The sequence below is a fragment of the Leptotrichia sp. oral taxon 417 genome (genome assembly GCF_013394865.1).
Taxonomy (GTDB): domain Bacteria; phylum Fusobacteriota; class Fusobacteriia; order Fusobacteriales; family Leptotrichiaceae; genus Leptotrichia; species Leptotrichia wadei_A.
This window is the reverse complement of the sequence record NZ_JABXYV010000001.1, coordinates 505,130-528,456: the sequence shown is the minus strand read 5'-3', so window position 1 is coordinate 528,456 and position 23,327 is coordinate 505,130. Positions and strand designations below refer to the sequence as shown.

22 protein-coding genes and 1 other RNA gene are annotated in these 23,327 nt (G+C 28.5%); 9 read left to right on the top strand and 14 right to left on the bottom strand.

Annotated elements, in window-relative coordinates; genetic code table 11:
• The first annotated feature begins 7 nt into the window (after nt 1-7).
• The 3 genes from dapD to HW276_RS11950 all read left to right on the top strand — a co-directional run bounded on the left by dapD (nt 8) and on the right by HW276_RS11950 (nt 3,207).
• On the top strand, nt 8-706 hold the full coding sequence (gene dapD, locus HW276_RS02645) for a 2,3,4,5-tetrahydropyridine-2,6-dicarboxylate N-acetyltransferase (RefSeq protein WP_178937315.1): 699 nt from the start codon (nt 8-10) through the stop codon (nt 704-706).
• 176 nt (nt 707-882) lie between these two features.
• The gene (locus tag HW276_RS02640) at nt 883-2,025 is read left to right on the top strand and encodes a hypothetical protein (protein WP_178937314.1); all 1,143 of its coding nucleotides are present in this window, start codon (nt 883-885) and stop codon (nt 2,023-2,025) included.
• A 108-nt stretch (nt 2,026-2,133) separates the two neighbouring features.
• On the top strand, nt 2,134-3,207 hold the full coding sequence (locus HW276_RS11950) for an LD-carboxypeptidase (protein ID WP_178937313.1): 1,074 nt from the start codon (nt 2,134-2,136) through the stop codon (nt 3,205-3,207).
• A gap of 207 nt (nt 3,208-3,414) precedes the next feature.
• Here HW276_RS11950 and HW276_RS02630 read toward each other — a convergent pair whose 3' ends face one another.
• Both HW276_RS02630 and HW276_RS02625 read right to left on the bottom strand, forming a co-directional pair.
• Nucleotides 3,415-3,993, bottom strand: coding sequence for a hypothetical protein (locus HW276_RS02630; RefSeq protein ID WP_178937312.1), 579 nt, complete (start codon nt 3,991-3,993; stop codon nt 3,415-3,417).
• A 570-nt stretch (nt 3,994-4,563) separates the two neighbouring features.
• Nucleotides 4,564-5,223 carry an RsiV family protein gene (locus tag HW276_RS02625; protein WP_178937311.1) on the bottom strand — a complete coding sequence of 220 codons (660 nt, stop codon included), beginning with the start codon at nt 5,221-5,223 and terminating at the stop codon, nt 4,564-4,566.
• 208 nt (nt 5,224-5,431) lie between these two features.
• On the opposite strand from HW276_RS02625, the gene rnpB reads away from it, so the two are divergent.
• The 4 genes from rnpB (at nt 5,432) to HW276_RS02605 (ending at nt 11,337) form a co-directional block, all read left to right on the top strand.
• Nucleotides 5,432-5,792, top strand: an RNA gene (gene rnpB / locus HW276_RS02620) — RNase P RNA component class A.
• A gap of 308 nt (nt 5,793-6,100) precedes the next feature.
• Nucleotides 6,101-8,365, top strand: coding sequence for a glycogen/starch/alpha-glucan family phosphorylase (gene glgP, locus HW276_RS02615; RefSeq protein WP_178937310.1), 2,265 nt, complete (start codon nt 6,101-6,103; stop codon nt 8,363-8,365).
• A 182-nt stretch (nt 8,366-8,547) separates the two neighbouring features.
• Nucleotides 8,548-9,231 carry an acetylase gene (locus tag HW276_RS02610; RefSeq protein WP_147003021.1) on the top strand — a complete coding sequence of 228 codons (684 nt, stop codon included), beginning with the start codon at nt 8,548-8,550 and terminating at the stop codon, nt 9,229-9,231.
• Between the two features lie 225 nt (nt 9,232-9,456).
• Entirely contained in the window at nt 9,457-11,337 is a 1,881-nt protein-coding gene (locus HW276_RS02605) for an acyltransferase family protein (RefSeq protein WP_178937309.1), read from the top strand.
• Nucleotides 11,338-11,451: 114 nt separating this feature from the next.
• Here HW276_RS02605 and msrA read toward each other — a convergent pair whose 3' ends face one another.
• Together msrA and HW276_RS02595 are read right to left on the bottom strand one after the other, a co-directional pair.
• A complete protein-coding gene (msrA, locus tag HW276_RS02600) occupies nt 11,452-11,955 on the bottom strand; it encodes a peptide-methionine (S)-S-oxide reductase MsrA (RefSeq protein ID WP_147003019.1) in 504 nt (167 codons plus the stop codon).
• A gap of 227 nt (nt 11,956-12,182) precedes the next feature.
• Entirely contained in the window at nt 12,183-13,385 is a 1,203-nt protein-coding gene (locus tag HW276_RS02595; protein ID WP_178937308.1) for a MalY/PatB family protein, read from the bottom strand.
• A 104-nt stretch (nt 13,386-13,489) separates the two neighbouring features.
• Between HW276_RS02595 and HW276_RS02590 the strand changes: the two genes are divergently transcribed.
• Nucleotides 13,490-14,371 (top strand): TetR/AcrR family transcriptional regulator, encoded by an 882-nt coding sequence (locus tag HW276_RS02590; protein WP_178937307.1) that lies wholly within the window; start codon nt 13,490-13,492, stop codon nt 14,369-14,371.
• Nucleotides 14,372-14,540: 169 nt separating this feature from the next.
• Here HW276_RS02590 and HW276_RS02585 read toward each other — a convergent pair whose 3' ends face one another.
• The 7 genes from HW276_RS02585 to HW276_RS02555 form a co-directional block, all read right to left on the bottom strand.
• The gene (locus HW276_RS02585) at nt 14,541-14,843 is read right to left on the bottom strand and encodes a hypothetical protein (protein ID WP_178937306.1); all 303 of its coding nucleotides are present in this window, start codon (nt 14,841-14,843) and stop codon (nt 14,541-14,543) included.
• Nucleotides 14,843-15,061 carry a hypothetical protein gene (locus HW276_RS02580; protein ID WP_147003015.1) on the bottom strand — a complete coding sequence of 73 codons (219 nt, stop codon included), beginning with the start codon at nt 15,059-15,061 and terminating at the stop codon, nt 14,843-14,845. Before HW276_RS02580 ends, HW276_RS02585 begins: the two co-directional genes overlap by 1 nt.
• 48 nt (nt 15,062-15,109) lie before the next feature.
• Nucleotides 15,110-16,126, bottom strand: coding sequence for a bifunctional oligoribonuclease/PAP phosphatase NrnA (locus HW276_RS02575; protein WP_178937305.1), 1,017 nt, complete (start codon nt 16,124-16,126; stop codon nt 15,110-15,112).
• A 58-nt stretch (nt 16,127-16,184) separates the two neighbouring features.
• A complete protein-coding gene (locus HW276_RS02570) occupies nt 16,185-17,024 on the bottom strand; it encodes an SPOR domain-containing protein (RefSeq protein WP_178937304.1) in 840 nt (279 codons plus the stop codon).
• 136 nt (nt 17,025-17,160) lie between these two features.
• Nucleotides 17,161-17,838: a 5'-methylthioadenosine/adenosylhomocysteine nucleosidase gene (locus HW276_RS02565; RefSeq protein WP_178937303.1), complete on the bottom strand. Its 678-nt coding sequence runs from the start codon at nt 17,836-17,838 to the stop codon at nt 17,161-17,163.
• A gap of 18 nt (nt 17,839-17,856) precedes the next feature.
• Complete coding sequence (locus HW276_RS02560; RefSeq protein WP_178937302.1) at nt 17,857-18,378, bottom strand: FxLYD domain-containing protein; 522 nt, start codon at nt 18,376-18,378, stop codon at nt 17,857-17,859.
• Nucleotides 18,379-18,540: 162 nt separating this feature from the next.
• Nucleotides 18,541-19,518 carry a type I phosphomannose isomerase catalytic subunit gene (locus HW276_RS02555; protein WP_178937301.1) on the bottom strand — a complete coding sequence of 326 codons (978 nt, stop codon included), beginning with the start codon at nt 19,516-19,518 and terminating at the stop codon, nt 18,541-18,543.
• Between the two features lie 313 nt (nt 19,519-19,831).
• Between HW276_RS02555 and HW276_RS02550 the strand changes: the two genes are divergently transcribed.
• On the top strand, nt 19,832-20,479 hold the full coding sequence (locus HW276_RS02550; RefSeq protein ID WP_255460291.1) for a hypothetical protein: 648 nt from the start codon (nt 19,832-19,834) through the stop codon (nt 20,477-20,479).
• 327 nt (nt 20,480-20,806) lie between these two features.
• Here HW276_RS02550 and HW276_RS02545 read toward each other — a convergent pair whose 3' ends face one another.
• The 3 genes from HW276_RS02545 to HW276_RS02535 form a co-directional block, all read right to left on the bottom strand.
• Nucleotides 20,807-21,616 carry an energy-coupling factor ABC transporter ATP-binding protein gene (locus tag HW276_RS02545; protein ID WP_178937299.1) on the bottom strand — a complete coding sequence of 270 codons (810 nt, stop codon included), beginning with the start codon at nt 21,614-21,616 and terminating at the stop codon, nt 20,807-20,809.
• Nucleotides 21,617-21,715: 99 nt separating this feature from the next.
• Nucleotides 21,716-22,555 (bottom strand): energy-coupling factor ABC transporter ATP-binding protein, encoded by an 840-nt coding sequence (locus tag HW276_RS02540; RefSeq protein WP_178937298.1) that lies wholly within the window; start codon nt 22,553-22,555, stop codon nt 21,716-21,718.
• Nucleotides 22,537-23,292, bottom strand: coding sequence for an energy-coupling factor transporter transmembrane component T (locus HW276_RS02535; protein WP_178937297.1), 756 nt, complete (start codon nt 23,290-23,292; stop codon nt 22,537-22,539). The genes HW276_RS02540 and HW276_RS02535 overlap by 19 nt, the downstream gene beginning before the upstream one ends.
• Between the last annotated feature and the right edge of the window lie 35 nt (nt 23,293-23,327).

Here is a 23,327-nt window from a genome sequence, read left to right as displayed (position 1 = left end):
GAGTATAATGACAGAATTAGAAAAATCAAAGGCAATTATTCAATACATTGCTGATGCGAAAAAAGCTACGCCTGTGGAACTTTATACAGATGAAGATATAAAAAATGCTTATTCTTGTAAAGTTATTGGAAAAGATGGATTAAAAGTAGTTTTTGGAGATTGGGAAGAAATTGATAAGATTATTAAAGAAAACAATCTTACTAATTATTATCTAAAAAATGACAGAAGAAATTCTGGTGTGCCTATGCTTGACATTAAAAATATTAATGCAAGAATTGAGCCTGGAGTATTTATCCGTGATAAAGTAAGCATCGGAGACAGAGCCGTTATTATGATGGGAGCTGTTATAAATATCGGTGCTGAAATTGGTGAAGGAACAATGATTGATATGAACGTTGTTCTTGGCGGACGTGCAAAAGTCGGAAAAAATTGTCATATCGGTGCGGGTGCAGTGCTTGCGGGAGTTATTGAGCCGCCTTCAGCTGATCCAGTAGTTATTGAGGATGATGTAGTTGTAGGAGCAAATGCAGTTGTGCTGGAAGGTGTAAGAGTCGGAAAGGGATCTGTCGTTGCGGCAGGAGCAATCGTAACCGAAAACGTGCCTGAAGGCGTAGTTGTAGCTGGAACACCTGCTAAAATTATAAAAGGCGTAGATGCAAAAACTGCTTCAAAAACAGAATTAGTTGATGCCTTAAGAAATATTTAATATAAATAGAAAATAATCATAAAAATGCTTTTTGTAGAGTTTATTAAATTTTTTTATATTTTTTTATAAGCAAAATCAAATAAGCAAATGATATAATAAATGAAAAAGTTGCAAAAATTTTAAATATTATATAAATTTTTAATTTTTGTAAATTGTCAAATTAATTAGGAGGAAAAATGAAAAAACTATTACTAATAGGAGCCATTTTGGTCACAGGAGCCATCTCATTTGCTGATGGAAAAACAGATTATGAAAAAGCAGTGAAATTAGCTGGAGAAAATAAAATAACAGATGCTGTAAAAGTATTAGAAGGTGTTGCAAAAGGAACAGACGCTTCTTATGCACAAAAAGCAAATCTTGAATTAGGAGCCTATTATTTAAAAGATAATAAAATAGCTCAAGCAAAACCTTATTTACAAGCAGCTTGGGGAAATGGATCATCTACAACTCCAGAAGCTGTTGAAGCCGCAAGATTACTTTACCTTGTAGGAATCCAACAAAAAAACAAGGCTGATGCTGAAAAATATATTATCTGGACAGATGAAAAATCTGGTGGAAACAATGCTGATGTAGTATCAAGCTTAATTATTTTCTACTTTGATAATAACGAACAATCAAAAGGAACTGCAAGATATAACAAAGCTGTACAATCTGCAAATAAAGATTTCGTAGCTGAAGTTAATTACAACATTGGGCAATATTATTTAACCAAAAATAATACTGCACAAGCCAAGTCTTACTTGCAAAAAGCATATACAGGAGCTTCAGACCGTGTAAACGGAGCAGGAATTTTACTAGCTGAACTTGCAATGAATGAAAAAAATCCAGCACAAGCTGAAAAATATTTATTAGAAATGAATACAGCCGCAAAAGGTAAAAACGGTCAAATCCTTGAAATATTAGGAACTTATTATTTACAACAAAACAACCCAGCAAAAGCTGAAGAATTTTTAACAAAAACAATAGCTGTTGAACCTAAAAATTCAGCTGCAAAAATATTGCTTTTAGGAATTTACGAAGTACAAAACAATACAGCAAAAGTAAATTCAATTTATAGCCAATTAAAATCAGCTTCACCAAAAGTAACAAATAGACAAATTGGAACTTACTTTGGAAGCGTTGGTGCAGGATCATTAGCTGAAAAATATTTGCAAAAGGCAATAAACGAAGACAAAGATAATAATGCAAAAGTTGTTTTAGGTCAAGTTTATGCTGGATTAGGTAAAAAAGCCGAAGCAATCAAAATTTTACAAGAAGCTGTAAATAACAAAGTAAATGGAGCAGCAGAAGTTTTAAAACAAGTTCAAGCAATGAAATAATAAACAATTGAAATAATGAATTGTAAAGGCAATGTATCTCTAACTTTTACCAGTTAAGATAAATTGCCTGTTTTTTTAAATAATCTAAGAAATTAAAATTTAAAGGATGTGAGAACAATTAAAGCAAATAAATTATTATTAATAGCAGTATTAGCCATAGCCAGCCTTACATTAAATGCCGCTGCATACAAATCATCAAAATCTTCAGAAATAAGCACAAGAATAAGAAATTCCGCAAATTACCAAAACAGCAAAAATACCACAGAAAATGAAATTATTATTCCAGAAGGCTTAAAACCTGGCGACACAATCGGTTTAATCGCACCTGCAAACTACACTAACGAAAACAGCAATGCAGAAGTGGAATATTTAAAAAGCAGAGGATTCAATGTTGTCTATGGTCAATCATTTTATTCAAAATGGTATGGATTTGGAGGAACTGACAATGTGAGGGCAAAGGATATAAACGATATGTTTGCTAACCCTAATATCAAGGCTATTTTCGCTGTACGTGGAGGATATGGCGGAATCAGAATCGTAGATAAATTAAATTACGATACGATTAAAAAAAATCCTAAAATCATCTCAGGATTTAGCGATAACACAACATTACTTTTGGCAATTAATGAAAAAACAGGACTTGTAACATTTCAAGGACCTATGGCTGATAACTTAAAAAACATTCCTCCTGTTACAGAAAATGCTTTTAACAAAGCGTTTATGAGCAATGAATCATACAACTTGCTAGATTTTGATGATACATATTCAATCATGAAAAATGGACGTGGAAGCGGAAAAATTACTGGTGGAAATTTGTCCTTAGTAGTTGCAACGCTTGGAACGGATCACGAAATTAATACAGATGGAAAAATACTTTTTCTGGAAGAAACAAATGAAGCAAGCTATCGTATAGATAGAATGTTACAGCAGCTTAGACTCGCTGGAAAATTTGACAAATTACAAGGAATCATACTTGGCGACTTTAAAAACCCAAAACAGGCTGATCCTACAGACATGACAATTGATGAAGTATTCTATGACAATTTTGGAAAATTAAATATCCCAATCATAAAAAACTTCAAGTCTGGACACGTAAGACCTTTTATAACCGTTCCAATTGGAGCAAAAGCTAAAATGGATACTTATAATCGACAAATTATTATAGAAAAAGCTACAAAATAAAATACAATCTTTAAGGTTAAGTATAAATTTATACAGTTCCCAATCAAGCATATAAAAAAGAGGCTGTTCAAAATGATTAAAATTTTGTGTTCAGCTTCTTTTTTTATCAAAAAAATTGAGAATTTAATATCGAATATTTAAATTATATGCAATATTGAAAACTAGTGCCTTACTTAATTGTTCAAAATTTTAAATACACCCCAATTCTTACATTTTTTCTAATAAATAATCATAAATTTCTTCTATTTCTTTTGAATGCTCATCTCTTTCATAAAAACTCGCTGAGGCATAATAATTTTCTGAAATTTTTTTTAATTTTAAAATTAATCCTTCTTTGTCTTTTAATGTCTGTACACCCTTATTAACATTTATAATTTTATAATCTTTTCTATCAGTTCCATTAAATATATTTTTTATATATTTTTTATCACGGTTTCTTGAATCTTCTATTACAAAAAAACCTATTTTTTTTTCTTTATCATACAGATAATAATCAATTTTATCAAATTTTTTTAATATAAAATTTTTAGGAAGATTAACATTAAAAGTTTCATTGATTCCAGCTTTTACCATTACAATTTCTCTTTTCTTTAATGACTCAAAATAATTTTTAAATTCTATAAAATTTTCTTCTGCAAAGATTTCTACTCCCTCGATTCCATTTTTTTTTGGTGATGGAGTACAACCAATTTCTTCACATATTCCCCAACCTACCAATGTAGTTAGACAAGAATTCAATCCAAATATTAGTATTACAAATAACAAAATATATTTTAATTTTCTCATTCTATTTACCAATCCTTTCTCTCAGATTTTTTAAAACATCTTCTAAATTGTTGTTATTATTTTGTTGCAAATTATTTTTTATTTCAAGATTTTGAGTTTTTGTTTCATTTATTTTCAATGAAGAATTTCAAAGCCATATTTTCCCCCTGTTCTAATTCATCTAACTTATTTTTATATTCAAAATCTCCATCAAAATATATTCTATGCCTACTAAATTCTTTATTCAATATTCTTCATATTTGAAATTTTGACTCCTGTTAATATTAATTTATTCCCAACATCCTTTCTTATATTGTTTTTCTCAATTAATAAATTCTGTTTTTGCTCAGTTCTTTTCTATTCAAGCTCTGAATATCAATAATTTATTCGCTTCATTAACTGAAAAAGATTCGCAAAAAATAAGATACAAAAAATCATTATATGTCAAAATTTTTTTTTGATTAGAAATTAATTAATAATACCATAAATTAATTAAAAAGTCAAGTTTATATACAAAAATATAAAAAAATACACTATCATAATTAAAGTAAATTATTTTTAGTGTATTTTTATATATATTTTCTATGTAAATTATCGCAAAAGACCAATCAAGTCTGTAAGCAAGAATGGAATATAAACTTCTCCATCAGCAAAGTTAGAAGCTTCTCCTTTATTGAAAATCAAGACAAGAGCATCGTTTTCCAAATAGAAACTTTGTTGTCTGTCAATATCATCAAGTTTATCAATTTGTGGAAGTCCAAATTGTTTAAATCTTGAATTTACAACATCTGTCAGTTCACTATTAAATCCATCTACAAATAAATCTTTAAGTTGCAATTGTTTACCACTTTTTAAGTTATAAGATATTGCATTATGAAGAACTGTCTTTTGTCCTGTATCGTTATCTGTTAAGTTAATTGTAAACAAAACGCTTAAAAATAAACTGTTTTCCGCTGTAACTTCATAAGAAGTACTATATGATACATGTTTTGTGGATTTATATCTTGAAATAAAGTTTTCCATAATTGCATTCATATTCTTAACAATATCAGAATTTGCGCCACCTATAAACGATGGATAAGAAATTTTTGAGTTCTTCGTAATTTTTGTTCTAGGACTGACCCTTATACTGCTGCTTGATGTTGGAGAATACCCTTGAAATGTAAAAGTCGTATCAATCTTTTCCTTTTCCTTTGCAAATGACACATTAAATACAAGCAATGCCATAAAAAATAATGTTAATTTTTTCATTTTTATAATCACCTCAAAATTTTTTTCTAATTATTAAAACCTGTCTTATTATATCACAAGCAAGAAAATATTTCAAATTTTTTAATTTTTCTGCCACTATTTTTTTCAATATAACTGATAAAAAATTTATGTTTCTTCAAATTCTTTCCGAGTAAATAAAATAAAAGAATAAATTGACAAATATAACAAAAAAATGGTAATATAAATTCAGGTTTTGGAGTTAATCGCTTGAGAATTTTTAGAACAAAAATTTTTAAGAGGAAAGTCTGGACTTTGCAGGGCAAGAGAGGCAGTTAACGGCTGCTGGGAGAAATCCTAAGGAAAGTGCCACAGAAAAGAAACCGCCTGATTTTTTTCAGGTAAGGGTGAAAAGGTGGTGTAAGAGACTACCAGTGATTTAAGAGATTAAATCAGCTAGGTAAACCCCTCTCAAAGCAAGGGCAAGCAGAAAGCTGTTAAGAGACGGCCCGTCTTGGCTTGATTGGTAGCTCGCTAAAATCCATAAGCAATTATTGATTTAGATAAATGATTAACTAATACAGAATCCGGCTTATACCAAAGCCTATAAAACTCAGAAATTTTTCTGGGTTTTTTTATTTTTTTTGATATTTTAAAAAAAACTTTTTGTAAAGATACCTATTAAGTTATATTTTAAGCCTTTTGTCTACATTTACGTAAATGTCTTGACAAATTAAAAAAATAGTTATATAATAGGACCAACATAGTAAAACAACTTTAAAATTGGATACAAAAATTATGAATGGATACTCAAGCTATAGGTTCATTAATTTTAATTTTCCAATTTTGAAGCAGTTTAAATGATATAAAAAAATATTATAAAATAAAAATAAAATTTAAAAGGAGACAATTTAAGACAGTGAGTTATAAATTTACAGATTTTTTAAATAAAAAAAATGAAAAGCAATTAAGTGAAATGACAAATCAAGAAATTTACTATAAGTTGCTTGAATATATTAAAGAAAGAGCAGATGAAAAAACTAAAAATGAATCTAAAAAGAAAATATACTATATTTCTGCAGAATTTCTAATTGGAAAATTATTATCAAACAACTTGATTAACTTGGGAATTTATAAAGAAGTTAGAGATGAATTAAAGGCTGCAGGAAAAAATTTAAGCCACGTGGAAGAAGTTGAAACAGAACCTTCATTGGGAAATGGTGGACTTGGAAGACTTGCTTCTTGTTTCGTTGATTCAATGTCAACTTTGGGAATTAATGGAGAAGGAGTTGGACTTAACTATCATTGCGGATTATTCAAGCAAGTTTTTAGAAATAATGAGCAAAAGGCTGAAGCAAACTACTGGATTGAAGATGAAAGCTGGTTAAGAGATACAAATATCGGATATGATGTTAAATTCAAAAATTTCACTTTACATTCAAAATTAAAAAGAATTGACATTTTAGGATATGAAAGAGATACAAAAAATTACTTAAATTTATTTGACATTGAAAGTATTGACTATAATTTAATAAAAGATGGTATTTCATTCGATGAAGAAAATATTGAAAAAAATCTAACATTATTCCTATACCCTGATGACAGTACAAAAAAAGGGGAATTGCTACGTATCTATCAACAATATTTCATGGTATCAAATGCAGCAAGATTGATTATTGCTGAAGCAACTGAAAAAGGAAGCAATATTCATGATTTAGCAGATTATGCTTTTGTTCAAATTAATGATACACATCCAAGTATGGTAATTCCTGAATTAATTCGTATCATGACTGAAGAACATAATATTTCTTTTGATGAGGCAGTGGAAATTGTAACAAAAATGACTGGATACACAAATCATACAATTTTGGCAGAAGCATTGGAAAAATGGCCTTTAGATTATTTGGAAGAAGTTGTGCCAAATATTGTTGAAATTATAAAAAAACTGGATAAAATTATAAAAGATAAATATTCAAATAAAAAGGTACAAATTATAGATGATCAAAATAGAGTTCACATGGCAAATATGGATATTCACTTTTCTTCAAGTGTAAATGGAGTTGCTTATTTGCATACTGAAATATTGAAAAATAGTGAACTTAAGGATTTCTATGAAATTTATCCTGAAAAATTCAATAATAAAACAAATGGAATTACATTTAGAAGATGGCTTGAAAGCTGTAATGAAGACTTGGCTGATTACTTCAAAGAATTAATTGGTACAGATTATTTAAAAGATGCTGAACAATTAAAGGAACTTTTGAAATTTGTAGATGACAAAAATGTATATGAAAAATTAGCGCAAATTAAACACGAAAATAAAATTAAATTGAAAAAATACTTAAAACATACACAAGGAATCATTATAGATGAAAATAGTATCATTGATACTCAAATTAAAAGATTCCACGAATATAAACGTCAACAAATGAACACTTTATATGTAATTAAAAAATATTTAGATATTAAAAATGGAAAATTGCCTGAAACAAAAATAACAGTATTATTTGGTGGAAAAGCTGCACCAGCCTACATTATTGCCCAAGACATAATCCACTTGATACTTTGTCTATCAGAAATTATAAACAACGATCCAGAAGTAAACAAATACTTAAATGTTTACCTAGTTGAAAACTATAATGTAGGATTAGCTGAAAAAATTATTCCAGCAACTGATATTTCAGAACAAATCTCTCTTGCTTCAAAAGAAGCCAGCGGAACTGGAAATATGAAATTCATGCTAAATGGAGCATTGACACTTGGAACAATGGATGGAGCAAATGTGGAAATTCATGACCTTGTAGGCGATGAAAATATTTATATTTTTGGAAAACAAAGTGATGAAATAATAAAATTATATGAAACTTCAGGTTATGTTTCAAAAGATTACTATGAACAAGAAGGAATTAAAGAAGTAGTTGATTTCATAACTTCAGATGAATTAATTAAAGTTGGAAATAAAGAAAGATTGGAAAGACTTCAAAATGAATTAATAAATAAAGACTGGTTTATGACTTTAATTGACTTTGCAGATTACTGCAATACAAAGGAAAGAATGTTTAAAGATTATGAAAACAAAGACTTGTGGTACAAAAAAGTAATAAACAATATGGCAAAAGCAGGGTTCTTCTCATCAGATAGAACAATTGCACAATATGAAGATGAAATTTGGAAAACTAAATAATTAATTTAAGTAGAGAGGCTATCTTTAAATGGTAACTTTATTAAAGGTTAGCCTCTTCTTTTTTATCTTTAGTTTTTCTAAAATAATAATTAATGAAATCTAAATTTTTTTAAATATTTGACAAAAGTAAAATTATATTTTATAATAACTTATAATTTAAAATATAAAAAGGGAGAAATTTTATGAAAAAAATTTTATTTATGCTAGTTGTATTAATTTTTGGTTCTGGAATTATTGTTGCTGGCGAAGTTCCAGAAGATATTGTATTTGTAGGAGATTCAATAATGGATAGCAGTAAGCAGTATATTGCTCCTAATTTTAAAAATCCATATTTTGACACAAAAATTTCACGTCAATTTTCAACACTTCCAGGAATTGTTACAAAATTAGTTGAAAATGGAAAGTTGAAAACTACGTTAGTTGTTCACCTTGGAACAAATGGAAAATTTACAGATAAAGATTTTGACTATGTTATGAAAATGGCAAATGGGAAAGATGTATTCTTTATGAATACTGCACATAAAGATCCATGGGAACAGGAAGTAAATAAAAAACTTAAGGAAAAAGTTGCTCAATATCCAAATGCCTATCTTATAGACTGGTATTCTTACGCAAAAGGTAAAAATCAATATTTTTACAAGGACAGAACTCATCCAAATGATAAAGGACAAAGATATTATGCAGACTTTTTAACAAATGAAATTAAAAAACATTATCTTGAAGAAAATAAAGAAGAAGAAAATAAGGATACAAAAAATAATGATTCTTTGAAAAATAATCCTTCAAATCCACAAAATAATGATGGAAATAGTGAAAAAATAATAGACTTGAGAAATTTAACAAAAGATACAATAAAAAACTATTAATTTCATAATTCCAAAATATTCACAATTTAATTACAAAATTTCAAAAACTGCTTTAATTTCAAACTTAAATAGTTGAGCTATCACAAAAATAGATTTAACAATTTCTAATGTTTGTTTTAAGGTAGTTTTTTTCAATATTAATTTTTTTTAGCAGTAAAAATTTTAACGTTATATAAATCAAATAAATTATATTAAAAGATAAAAAAGAAAGGAATTTTTTTATTTATGAAAAAACAAAGAATACAAAGTCTTGACATATTAAGGGCAGTTGCACTTGTTCTTATTTGTGTCTATCACTGGTTTTCCTACAAGGGAACTTATATTGGAGTTGTTATATTTTTTGCATTAAGCGGATATTTGGTAACTGGCGGTCTGCTTTCAAGAGATTTTTCAATATTTTCTGTAATTAATCGAAGATTAAAAAAGATTTACCCAAGCCTTTTAATTGTTATCTTAATTTCAACTATAGCATTATATTTCGTAAATAATGGACTTGAAGATAAGTATAAATACAGTGCATTATTTTCAATATTAGGACTAAATAATATTTATCAAATTTTTTCAAAAATGTCCTATTTTGATAACTTTGGAATTATTTTACCGCTTACTCATGTTTGGGCATTATCCTTCTTGACTCAAATGTATGTATTTTTTCCAATTTTAATTCAAGGATTGAAAAAACTTAAATTAAAAAATAACATAATCGGTATTGTTCTTTTGGTAATTGGGACAGCTTCAGGTTTAATGATGGCTTACGTATTTTATGTAACTTCAAATTCTCCAGAAGGAGCAGATTTTTCAAGAATATATTATGGAACCGACACTCGTGCATTTGCATTTTTCATTCCTGCTGGAATAGCTTGTTTTTATGCAAATAGGGAAATCACAAATAAGATCGAGAAGAAAATTATATTTATTTTAGGAATACTTGGTTTAGCATCTCTTATTTTCTTTTCTTTTGGAATAGATTACAGAAATGCCTATAACTATTACGGATTAATGTTTTTAGCCAGTATTTTAATTGGATTTACAATCTTGCTATTTTCAAAGCCAGAATTACAGAAATTCAGTCTTTCAAAACATCCAAAAATTTTTAATCCAATTATAAGATTAGGACAGCATCAGTATCAGTACTATTTATGGCAATACCCTATTATGATATTTACACGTGAATATTTTAAATGGGCAAAACTTTCAAATATGCAGAAATTTTTCATTCAAGTTGTTATTCTAATTGTAATTTCAGAACTATGCTATATTCTGCTTGAAAAAAATAGCAAGAAATATGAGAAAGCTATAAATTATGCTAACTATCCAGTTTTAGCCGCTATTCTTGCAATTTTAGTATATTCTCCAGTTTATGAAAATAAAGATCTGGAAGAAATGAAGGAAGTTCAAAAAGCTTTGGAGACTCCAGCCGCTGAAGAAAATAAAAAGGAAACTCCAGCAAATACTGCTTCTGCAGCAGTACAAAATTCCCAAAATGAAGAACTGACAATAGATAAATTGCTGGCGGCTTTAAATACACCTTCAAAAAGTATTGAAGCGGAATCTAAAATTCAAGATGAAATTTTGAAAAAATATCCAAACGATGAAAGGGAAATATTGTTTATTGGAGATTCGGTACTTCATATGACAAAATTTGATTTGAAGAAAAAATATCCAAATGCCATTATAGAAACAAAAGTCGGTCGCCAATTTTATGAATTGCCAAACATGTTAAAGAATTTTGCTCAAAATGGAAAATTGAAAAAAATAGTCGTTATTGCTCTTGGTACAAATGGTACAATTTTTGAAAAGGATATGAAATCTGTTTTACAAACGTTGCAAGGTCATGATGTTTACTTTATAAATACAGTTATGCCTGATCCTTGGCAAGATAGCGTTAATGCAGAAATTAAAAAAGTAAGTTCTGCAAATCCAAATATAAAAGTAATCGACTGGTATTCATATTCAAAAGGAAAACAGCAATATTTTTACAAGGATGGAACACATCCAAAACCTCACGCAGCCAAGAGATATGTAAATCTTTTATATTCTGTTTTAAGTAAAGATATTATAAATTCTAATAAATCAAATTCAGGTAATTCAAGTAATAGCAATTAATACTTAAATTTGAAAAATAAAATTCATAACAAATCCATTATTCTAATGGAAAATAGATAAAATCAAAAAAAGCAAAAGTCGGGATTTCCCGACTTATTATTTTATACTCTTATTTTATTCCTTTGAAAAAATTTTTATAGCATTTTCAAGATCCAGATGACAGTATCCATTAGGATTCTTATCTAAATAATTTTGATGGTATTCTTCAGCTAGGATATAATGTTTTAACGGCCTAACTTCTACTTGAATTTCTCTTGAATATCTGTTCTGCTCATTTTCTACCCTTGTCCTTATTGTATTTAATTCATCTTTATCCACATAATAAATTCCAGTTCTATATTGTCGACCTTCATCAAGTCCCTGTCTATTAATACTTGTCGGGTCAATTATTGAGAAATAATAGTTGAGAAGCTGATTTAGAGATACTTGATCTGCATCGTACGTTATATGCACAGTTTCAACGTGATCAGTCATTTTTAGAATATCATAATTAGTATCTAGAGTTTGTCCATTTGCATAGCCAACTGATGTTTTAATAACACCTGGAGCCATTTTAAAAAACTTTTCCACACCCCAGAAACAACCTCCAGCCAAATAAATTTCCTTAATGTTTGCCATAAATTACGTACACCTCCTTTACTTTATAAGTGGCAACAACTATAAAATTGTCCATATATTTACTTTTTCGTTTCTATTCCATCATAACAATCGGTTTTTTTATAATTTTCATGTATTGTCATAATTGTATGTTGTAATTATACAGGCTAATAAATAGAAATTACTTAATTATTCCTTTGTAGTTACTTATTAAGGTGTAGGTGTATGTAATTATTAATAAAATTATTTTATTTTAATTTTTTATTTTCATTTGAAATTGCATCTTTTAACTGATTTAACGCTTTTTCTAAAACTGCTCTAGGGCAAGCTGTATTTAATCTCATAAAGCCTTCTAATCCCCTTTGATATACTCGCCCTTCATTTAATCCCAATTTTGCCTTTGTCAGCATAAATTTTTCAAGCTGTTCCTGATTAAATCCAAACTTTTCACATAATTTTCTGCAGTCTAGCCATACTAAATATGTTGCTTGCGGAATATTTGGCGTAATTTCTGGAATATATTCCTTAAAGAAATTATTTAAAAATAAAATATTATTTTCCAAATATTTCTTTAATTGCTTTAAATATTCCTCTCCACCATCAGAATAGGCCGCAATTGTAGCAACCAAATTAAACGGATTATTTCTATGAACTTCCAAATCCTTCCAAAATCTGTCAAATTTGGCTTTTACTTCCAAATTATTGAAAATTATTGTGGCACTTTGAAGACCAGCAAGGTTAAAGGCTTTTCCTGTCGAAGTACAAGTTATCGTATTTTGTCTAATTTCTTCAGAGACACTTGCCATTGGAATATGCTTGTTATCCCACAATGTCAAGTCAGCATGAATTTCATCTGAAATTACAGGAACTTTATATTTTATGCACAAATTCCCAATTGCTTCTAATTCTTCATGTGTCCACACATGTCCTAAAGGATTATGAGGATTACAGAAAATAAACAATTTTGGATTTTCTTTTAATTTATTTTCCAAATCTTCCAAATCAAGTGAGTATTCTCCATTTTTTTCAATAAATTTATTTTCGATAATAAGTCTTGCATTATCTTCACTAATATCATAAAATTCTGAATAAACAGGCGTCTGTATTAAAATTTTGTCATCCTTTTCAGAAAAAAGCTGTATTAACGATCCTAATGTCGGAACAACTCCAATACTAAAACTAAGCAGTTCCTTTCTTGGTTCCCATCCAAATCTTCTCTTTTGCCAATTTATAAATGACTCAAAATATTCGTCAGGACGGTAAACATATCCAAAAATTCCATGCTGAGCTTTTTTTTCAAGAGCATCAATTATGGGCTGCGCTGTCTTAAAGTCCATATCTGCAATCCAAAGCGGAATTACATCATCTACTCCAAATTTTCTTATAAGTTCATTGTATTTTACAGAATGATTGCTCTTTCTGTCAATAATTTCATCAAAATTGTATTTCATAAAATCACATCCTTTTATTTATTTATAGTTTTTAATTATTTTTATTGACAATCCTCAAATTAAATTATAAAATATATACAAAATACTGTAAAGAGGTAAATTTAATGACTAAAAAATATAGCAAAAATTTTATAATACAGCAAAGTGCAAAGCTTTTTTATTACAAAGGCTACAAAAACACGGAATTAACCGATATTTTTAAGGCTTGTGAAATGCCTAATGATATTTTCTATAAATTTTTTTCCAGCAAGGAAGAACTTCTTATTGCTGTTATAAAATATCATACTGAAAATCTTATAAATTTTTTCAACAATAATGTAGATGACTTGTCAATTCAAAAATTTCACTATTTTTTTGAAAAATATTTTGAAAACATTGAAAATAACAAATTTCACGGAGGAAGTCCGCTTGGAAATCTAGCTCTTGAACTATCTGATATTAACAAAAATATCCGTGAGGAGCTTGTAAAATCATACAAAAAAATCGAACTTAGATTTTCATTTTTTATAACAACATTAAAATATGCTTTTCCTGAAAAATATGATAAGATTGTCCCTGAAACAATAGCAAGGATTTTAATTGCTTTATTAGAAGGTACTATTCTTATGTTAAAAACAGAAAAGGAAAGTTCTGCAATTAATGACTTTTTTGTAATTTTTGACTCGATTTTCATAATTAATGATGCTGATGAAAATAAAGAAGCCAAAAAGGAGAAAAAAGAGAAATCTCAAAATCAAAGCCCTTATGTTCAAAATAACGAAGAAAGTACCGATAATATTTCTCAAAATATTCTAGAAAATATATCACAAAAATCTAATAATGCTGATCAGGAAATTGGAAAAATAGAAAATTCTAACATAGAAGAAAATAATTATTTTAATGATGACATCTACTATGATGTTGATTCAGACAGCTTAATTAATGTCTTCAACAATTTAGAATCTTCAAAAAAAATTGAAGATAATAATGAAAATAATAACAAATAAAAATTTAAAGAAAATATAAATTTCTTTTTTAATAAGATTTAGCAAAAAGTTTTAACTTCATATAAATAAAAAAATGGAACTCATTAATAAATAAGACCTGTTCAATAACTTAATTTTTTGTTTCCACAGGGGGTCTTGCCCCCTTTCTTTAGAATACTTGCTAAAAATATTATTTATATTCAAATCTTTCACTAGAGACAATTTTACCGTCTTCTGTTACAAATACCTGATAATATGCCTGTTTACCATATAAAATTACCTTCCAGTTTCTAAATCCCTTTTTATAAAGCCCAACATTTTCTGATTTTACATCTTCACTAAATTTTTTCTTTATTTCAGCAATACTATTATCTACAACTACATCTCTTGAAACGACTGCTGAATCTGGAACTGTTCTTTTACCAACCGATGAACAGCTTACCATTACTCCCAAACATAAAGTTACTGCTATTCTTTTTATTTTATTTTTCACTATTTATCCACAACCTCTATTTTAATTTCAAACTGTAATTGCTTTTTTTCCTTATCTAAATATTTATATTCTATTTTTTTCAAAACAGCATCTGGATTATTTTCCAAAATTTCATTAATATTTTGATTAGCCTTCTCAATTTCTTGAAAATTCGCTGCAAGCTGATTATTTGAGAAACCCTTTATTTTTAAATAATTAAACATATTAAAATCAACCATTGAACTCTCCTTTCCTCAAATCCTCAAATTAAAATTTTTTATTTAAATTTATTTTTCTAATTCCTTATATGTTTTTTCTAAAATTTCCTCAAAAGATAAATCTGTCTTAAATCCAGCGGCTTTTATATGTCCTCCGCCACCAAAAATTGAAGCTATTTTATTTACATCATATTTATCATTTGCACGAAAACTTCCCTTTAGAGAACCATCAATATTTTCTCTTACAAACAGAGAAATTTCCATTCCTTCAATTCTCAAAAGCATTTCCGCCGTACCATCTGTATCATCCTTTTCAATTCCCAGTTCCTTCATTTTTTCCTGGGTCAAATAATAACTGGCAAACTTATATTTTTCATTAATTTTTTTATTTTTATAAACTTCACCAATTAATTCAACCTTTTTTTCACTAACTTCAAAAATAATATTGGCAATTTTGTGATTATTCACGCCTGCTCCAATTAATTTTGAACAAACAAGAAAAGTATATTCTGTAACATTGTCATGCCTAAAGTTTCCAGTATCGTTAATTATTCCAAGATACATATACTCAGCAATTTTTTTTGTCAATCCAATATCAAAAATTTCTAAAAATTGATACAAAAGCTCACTTGTGCTGCAAATATCCTCCACATAGTTAAAATCAGCATGTTCAGTATTGCTTACATGATGATCAATATTGATTGACTTTTTACTTAATTTCTTTATTTCTACAGACTTTCCATATCTTTCCTCATTTGCACAATCTAAACTTATAAACAAATCAAATTTTTTACTATTTTGAGCATCTTTATTAAATTCATCACAAAATTTTTCATAATTCCAAATTAACTTTGTATCTTCAAAATGTCGCATATATTTAGGAAGTTTGTCATCAATAATAATTTTTACATCCTTTTCAATATTATTTTTTTGGCAATATTCATTTATCATAAAATAAAATGCCAAAATTGAACCGAGCGCATCTCCGTCAGGATTAACATGTGCCGTCAAAATGATACTTTTAGCAATCTTTACTTCTTCTACAATCTCTTTTGGTATAATGTTTCCTTTATAATTTTTATTCATAAATTTACTTTATTCCATTCTTTAAGTTTATTTTTATTTTCAAAAACTTTTATTCTTCCTATTTTCCAACTGAACGGATCATATAACCGCCACCTGCTCTTTTTGCTTGATTTTCCATAGCTTTTAATGTATTAGGATTGTCTGTCATATTTGACATTACTACATAAGCTGTTTTACCGTTTACAGTCGTTTTTTTATAATAAAAGTTTCCACCAAGCCTTTTTGCTATTCCTCTTGCTGAAGCTTCTGTTGTTACTGAAGCCACTTGAATGTACTTTTTAGGCCCTTGATGTTTTTTTGCATTTTCTCTAGCTCTTTTTGCCGCTTCCTCTTTGGCTTTTTTAGCTGCCTCTTCTTTTGCACGTTGTCTTGCCGCTTCTGCTCTTGCCTGTGCCGCCGCCTGTTCCTTTCTTACCGCTTCTATTTGCTGCTGTTTTTTTATTTCGGCTTGTCTGGCTGCAAGTTTTGCCTCTTCCTGACGTTTTTGCTCAGCCGCTTTTTGTTGAGCCACTTTTTGCATTTCCGATTTTTGCGCTTCTAATTTTGCCTGCTCTTCCTTTTTTTTAGCTTCATCTGCTGCTTTTGCATCAGTCTTCTGTTTATTAGAATTTGCAGAATTCTTTTGTAAATCTACAGTTTCTGCCGGTTTAGCCTGCTCCATCTCCTTTGCAACTGTTTCATTGTTATTTTCCACAACTTGCTTTGGCAAAGTCAGGTTATTTTTATAATCCTTTGAATTATAAAAATTCTTATTTCTTACTTTCATATCCTTTGTAATGCTCTCAGTCGTATTTACCTTTGACTTTTTATATCCCGTAACAAGCACTGCTCCATAAACTACAATTGCAACAATTCCCACAGCTCTCATAACTTTAAACGGATTTAATCGAAAACTCATATTTTTCTCCCTTCATTTCCTTATTTTTATTTACTTTTTACAAAAAATCTTAACTTTTATTATACAAACAAATTTTTTGCAAGTATTAAATAACTTTTTTTACAACTTCCTATTTTAAAACATTCTATTTTTTATATTATAAAGTAATCTCTTTTAATATTCTGGTAGAATTTTTGGCCGCCAATTTTACAAAAGTCTCATATTCCATATCAGACTCATCTGTGATTGAATCAGAAATTGAACGAATTATTAAAAATTTCACGCCTAATCTTGTGCAGACTTGAGCCACGGCACCACTTTCCATATCCACGCAAAGTGCTTCAAAATCCTTCCCAAGCCGAATCTTCACATCCTTTTTACTTACAAACTGATCTCCTGTCAAAATTCTTCCAAAAAATATGCGATGATCAAAATCATTTATATTTCCAGCCTTTTCAACCAATTCCTTATCCGATTCAAAAGCCCATTCCTTCATTTGCGGAATCTGTCCCATTTTATATCCAAATGCTGTAGCATCAACATCGTGCTGAACAATGTCATGCCCTATAACAACATCCCCAACTTTCAATCTTTCATCCAATGACCCAGCCACTCCAGAAAAGATCACTTCACTCACTTTAAATTTTTCAATTAATAAAGTCGCTGTAATCGCAGCATTTACCTTCCCGATTCCAGATTGTACAAAAACAACATCCTTATCATTAAATTTCCCAGTAAAAAAAGATATTCCACTTATCACAGTTTCCTTAATTTCCTTAATTTCCTTTTTTATCGCTTCAGCCTCTTCAACCACTGCCCCAATAATTCCTATCATTAACTATTCCCTCCTATTTTATTTTTCTTCAACATTATTAATATTGTCATTATCTTCATCATTGCCTTCGATAATCATATTTGTATTTCCCTCATAAATATACGTATCCTTCAATTTACAAGTTTTGGTTTCATTCGTATTAAGAGTCGCCTGAAATTCCCATTTTTCATTTTTTGCAAGTGAACTGATATTATCTACAGCATCTCCTACTTTCGCTCCATTTTTATCAAAACATGGAATTTCAATGGTCAAATTTTTTTTAGTCACTCCATTATGTGTCAAAATTCCTGTAACAATGGTCTTTCCACCAGTTATTTCCACTTCTGCATCTGAAAATTTATATTTTGTATTTTTAGCTTTAATTTCTCCATTACTTCCGCCAATAATACCTCCAATTAATTTCCCAGTTGTTCCAATAACTGCTCCTGTAACTCCACCAGCAGCCTTTATAGTTCCTCCTACTACACTTCCAACTCCACTAATAATTCCACAAGATGAAGTTCCCAACATTATTCCAAACAATAAAATCCTTCTTTTCACTTTTTTTTTCCTTTTTATAAAATTCAATACTTGACTTCTTGTTATTTTTTTGTTAAAAAATGTCATTCGTATAATATTAGAATAACATATTCCCACTAAAAAAACAAGGCAAATCATCTAATTTTTGCCTAAAAGAATACTAGAATCCTTGCCCATATTTATTTAAATTATTGTTCTTAAAATCTCAAACTTCCCAACAGTTTTTGTCTTAATTCCAGCAGGAATTAAAATTGTTTCACCCTTTTTAGCCGAAAGTTCTTCATTTTCTCCCCACACAATTTTCCCTTCTCCTTCAAGGAACGAGTAAATTGTCATACTTTCATTATTTACATCTTCAAAAGAACCATTAAATCTTATTTTATCAATCGAATAATATTCTTTTTCTATAATATTCTTTCTCAAAATATCTTTCTCATTTTCAGATTCATCAAAATCAGTATTCTTAATTTCCACTTCCTTTCCAAAATCAATTACATCAGCCGAATCCTGCAAATGCAGCTCCCTTTTCTTTCCATTTTTATCAATTCTGTCAAAATCATAAATTCTATAAGTAACATCTGAATTTTGCTGAATTTCTGCAAAAATTACGCTCCCTTTTAGTGAAGCATGAACTGTTCCTGGCGTAATATCAATAAAATCACCCTTTTTTACAGATTTTTCTTCAAATAATCCATCAAAATCATTTTTTTTCACTTTTTCCAAAAATTTTTCCTTCGCAACTCCAGGCTTCATTCCTAAAATTAAAGTAGCGTCATCACTTGCCTCTATTATATACCAAGATTCACTTTTCCCAAATTCATTATGTTTTTTTAAGGCAACTTCATCACTTGGATGCACTTGAATTGAAAGTCTGTCATTTACATCAAGATATTTTATAAGTAACGGAAATTTATTTGGATATTTTTCATAAACCTTTTTTCCTGTAAGTTCCCCCTTATACTCCTTGTAAATATCATCCAGCCTTTGCCCAGCTAAAGCACCATTTTCCACAATACCCATTCCATGCGGATGTGCCGACACTTCCCAAGATTCACCAATTTTCTTACCTTCAGGCAGCTTCATTCCCAATTTTGTTTCAAATTCACGTCCACCCCACACTTTTTCCACAAAAAATTTTTTAAATTTCATTGGATACAACATAAAAATATTCTCCTTTTTCATAATTTTTGTATCTTTTTATTTTATAATAACATTTTAAAATAAATTTTACAATGATGTCATTAAAAATTTTACGAAAAAACTTCAAATAATATCTGCAGGAGGAAAAAGGTTTTTTATTTACATATGTCCATTTTTTCCCACAAAAAAATTTATTAATTAGTTTGAAAAATTTTGGTTAATATTGTAAAATATTTGAAAGAATATTTCTAATATTAAGAGGTTAAAGAATATGTATATCTATGATGAACACAAACTAAAAAAAGAAAATAGAAAAAGACGGTTGTTTATTTTAATGGATAGTTTATTGTATGTAATTCTTCCAATTACAATAGGATTTTTAAAAATTAGTAAAAATATTATATCTATTTGGTTAATAATTATTTTTGGAATTTTAAAGTTTTATTTGAAAACAAAAAAGGATTTTGTAAATGATTATAAGAAAGAAAATAAAGAAGCTGAAGATTTTGAGAAAATTTTACGAAAAGAAAAGTTAAAAAAGGAAATTTTTTATTTAAAGATAGGCTGTGTATCCACTTGTTTAATTGTAATAATCACAATTAGTATAAATATATTTCAGTTGCCAAGTTATTTTAGGGATTTAAAAGAAATTAGGAAAATTATTTCAAATAGCAAAGAACTTTATGTAAATGGGAAAAAACTTAAAAATACAGAAGATGTGAAGAAATGGATTTTAGATTCTACAAATTATTTTGAAATTTTGTGGGATTATAAAAGAACATATAACTTGAAAAATTCAAAAATAAAAGTAACTTTATCTAATGAAAAAGGACAGCATTTTATAATTGAAAAAGAAGATTATAGATGGAGAGTTATAAAAATAAAAGAAAATCTTTATTATAAGTTAGGTGTTATTTATAGAAACGATACAAATAGAACAATTGAAATGGAAAAATCTTTAGGACTTATTCCTCAAAATTAAATATTTTAAATAAAAGAAAAAAATAAATTTAATGAAAAAATTGATGATAGACTGCTTTTTGAAATTTCAGATATTGATGGAAAAATAAAAATTTTAGGAACAACTCAAATTTCTCATAGGTTAATATAAGAAATTTGAGATTATTTATTTACTTTATCTATTTTTTAAAATTAAAATTTTGATTATTTTATACTCAAACATATTCAAAATTGAACTATTAAAAATCATATAAATTTAGGATTTAAGTAAAATATCCCTAACTTTTGAGTTTTGTTTTAAATCAGTTTTACTATAGTTCATATCATTTTTTATTTCATCTCAAAATAATTAACACATGTCTTCATAGTTTTCCACAAATTCCTCTACAGATAAAACCTTTCCTTCCAATTCCATTTCCCTAGCCAAATCACTAATATACGGCTGTTTCACCATACTTTTTTCCAAAGTGTCAAATTGCCAGAAAATATCACGTTTATCTCCATCAGCGATAACTTCTCCATTTGTCATTACGATTACCCTGTCAAAATTTTTTACTACAAATTCCATATCGTGAGTTATTGTAATAATTGTTTTTCCCTGTTTCTGAAGTTCATCAATTAAGTTATGCAAAACTTTCATTCCTTTAAAATCCTGTCCTGCTGTCGGCTCATCCATTACAATGACATCTGATCCCATTGCAATTACTGCGGCTATTGTAACAAATTTTCTCAGTGAATATGGCAAGTTATATGGATTTTCCCTTTGATATTTTTCAAGTTCTGTTAATTTTATGGCATTTTCTACCATTTTTTTTATTTCATCAGGAGAATATTTTAATTTTTTTGCTCCAAAGGCTATTTCATCATAGACATTATTGTGAAATATTTGATCCATTGGATTTTGAAAAACATATCCGACTTTTCGGCTCATTTTAGCAACTGTGTAATCTTTTGTGTTCCAGTCATCTGCAATCACATCTCCGCTTACTGGCTTTAAAAGTCCATTTAACATTTTTACCAATGTCGTTTTCCCAGCTCCATTTTGCCCAATAATTGCAACTTTTTCTCCTTTTTTAACTTCAAGTGAAACATTATTAAGTACATTTTCAGTTCCATTTGGATATTTAAAACTTAAATTTTTTACAGTGATAAAACTCATAATTAGCTCCTTCTTCAAGTTTGTCAAATTTAACAAGGGGTCGAAACCCCTTGCTTTAGAATATTTTTTCGTAAATTTTCAAAATATTTATCAATTTTTTTACTTTTTTAACAACTCTATTACTTTTTCTTTAGTTATTGGAATTTCTTCAAATTTAGCTTTTCCCACCTTTTCAAGTTCATAGGCAAGCATCGAATACTGTGTCATCCCAATTTCTTTTTCCAGCAAAATTTTATTATTTAAAACTTCATTCGCTTTTCCGCTCAAAATTATTTCTCCTTCATCAAGAACAAGAATATTTTCGGCATATTCTGCAATAAGTTCAAGTTTATGCTCAACCAGAATTATTGTCTTTCCTTCATTTGCCATTAAATTTATAATTTTGAAAATATCTTCCGTTCCTTTTGGGTCAAGCTGTGAAGTTGGCTCATCAATAACGAGAATATCGGGGTTCATTGCGATGATTGAGGCAAGGGCGACTCTTTGCTTTTGACCGCCAGATAAATTGTATGGATTTTTATCACGAAGTTTTTCGATTTCAAGAAGCTTTAATATTTTTTCCACTTCTGAAATTATTGTTTCACGTTCTATTCCTAGATTTTCCAATCCGTAAGCTATTTCTTCAAAAACTGTATTTTTAACACCGCTAATTTGGGTAAATGGGTTTTGAAAAACGAATCCGATCTTTTGGACAATTTCCTTTTGGCTATAATCTTTTAGTTCCTTGCCTTCTAAAGTTATTTTCCCTGTTAGTTCGCCTTTGTAAAAATCAGGCACAAATCTTCTTAAAATATTGCAAAGTGTTGTTTTTCCACTTCCATTTTTTCCAATTACAGCCCAAAATTCACCTTTTTTTATTTCGATATTTATATTCTGCAAAGTATTTTTTTCTTCCAATGGATACTTATAGTTTACATTTTCTAATTTAAGATAGCCCATAAAACCCTCCAAACAATACTCAAAACTATAAAAATAGCCAGTATAACTTTCATTATTTTATCATTTTTTGTTTCTTTAATATCGTATAATATTGTTCTCTTTTCTCCAACAGAAAATCCACGTGCTTCTAATGTAATTGCCCGCTCTTCTGTATTTGCAATGGAAGAAAGTACAAGTGGAATAAATATGGGAATTAGCGCTTTTGCCCTGACAAAGACATTTCCTTCAGTTTCAATTCCCCTTGCCTTTTGTGAATCCATAATAACATCTGCCTGCTTTTTCATTTCTGGTATTGTTTGCAAAGTAAGCATTAAAATAAATGCAGCTTTTGGATTTAATCCCTTTTTTTCAAGTGCAAGAGTAAAGTCCTTTACTGGAGTTATTAAAGTCAGCATTGTTAAAGCACTTACAATCGCCGTTAGTTTAGATGTTAAACCTATAGCCTTCATTACTCCTTCCTTGTAAACCGAAATAAATCCAAACTTTAACCAAACTTCACCTGCTGGTATAAAAAGGCTTTGAATAATAAATATCGCTGTAAAAAGCCAGAATAAACTTAAAAATATTCTTTTACTGTAAATTTTTAATTTATTTTCGAAAGAAACTATAATTCCACAAATTATTATCATTGAGTAATCATAGATGTGACTTGGAATAATAAATGCTGATATTATCAATGCCAAAGCCAAATATAGCTTTGTCAGCGGGTAAAGTTTTTTAAAAAAATCTTTTTTCATAACTTATTTGTTTTCCTTATTTTTTTTATTATTTT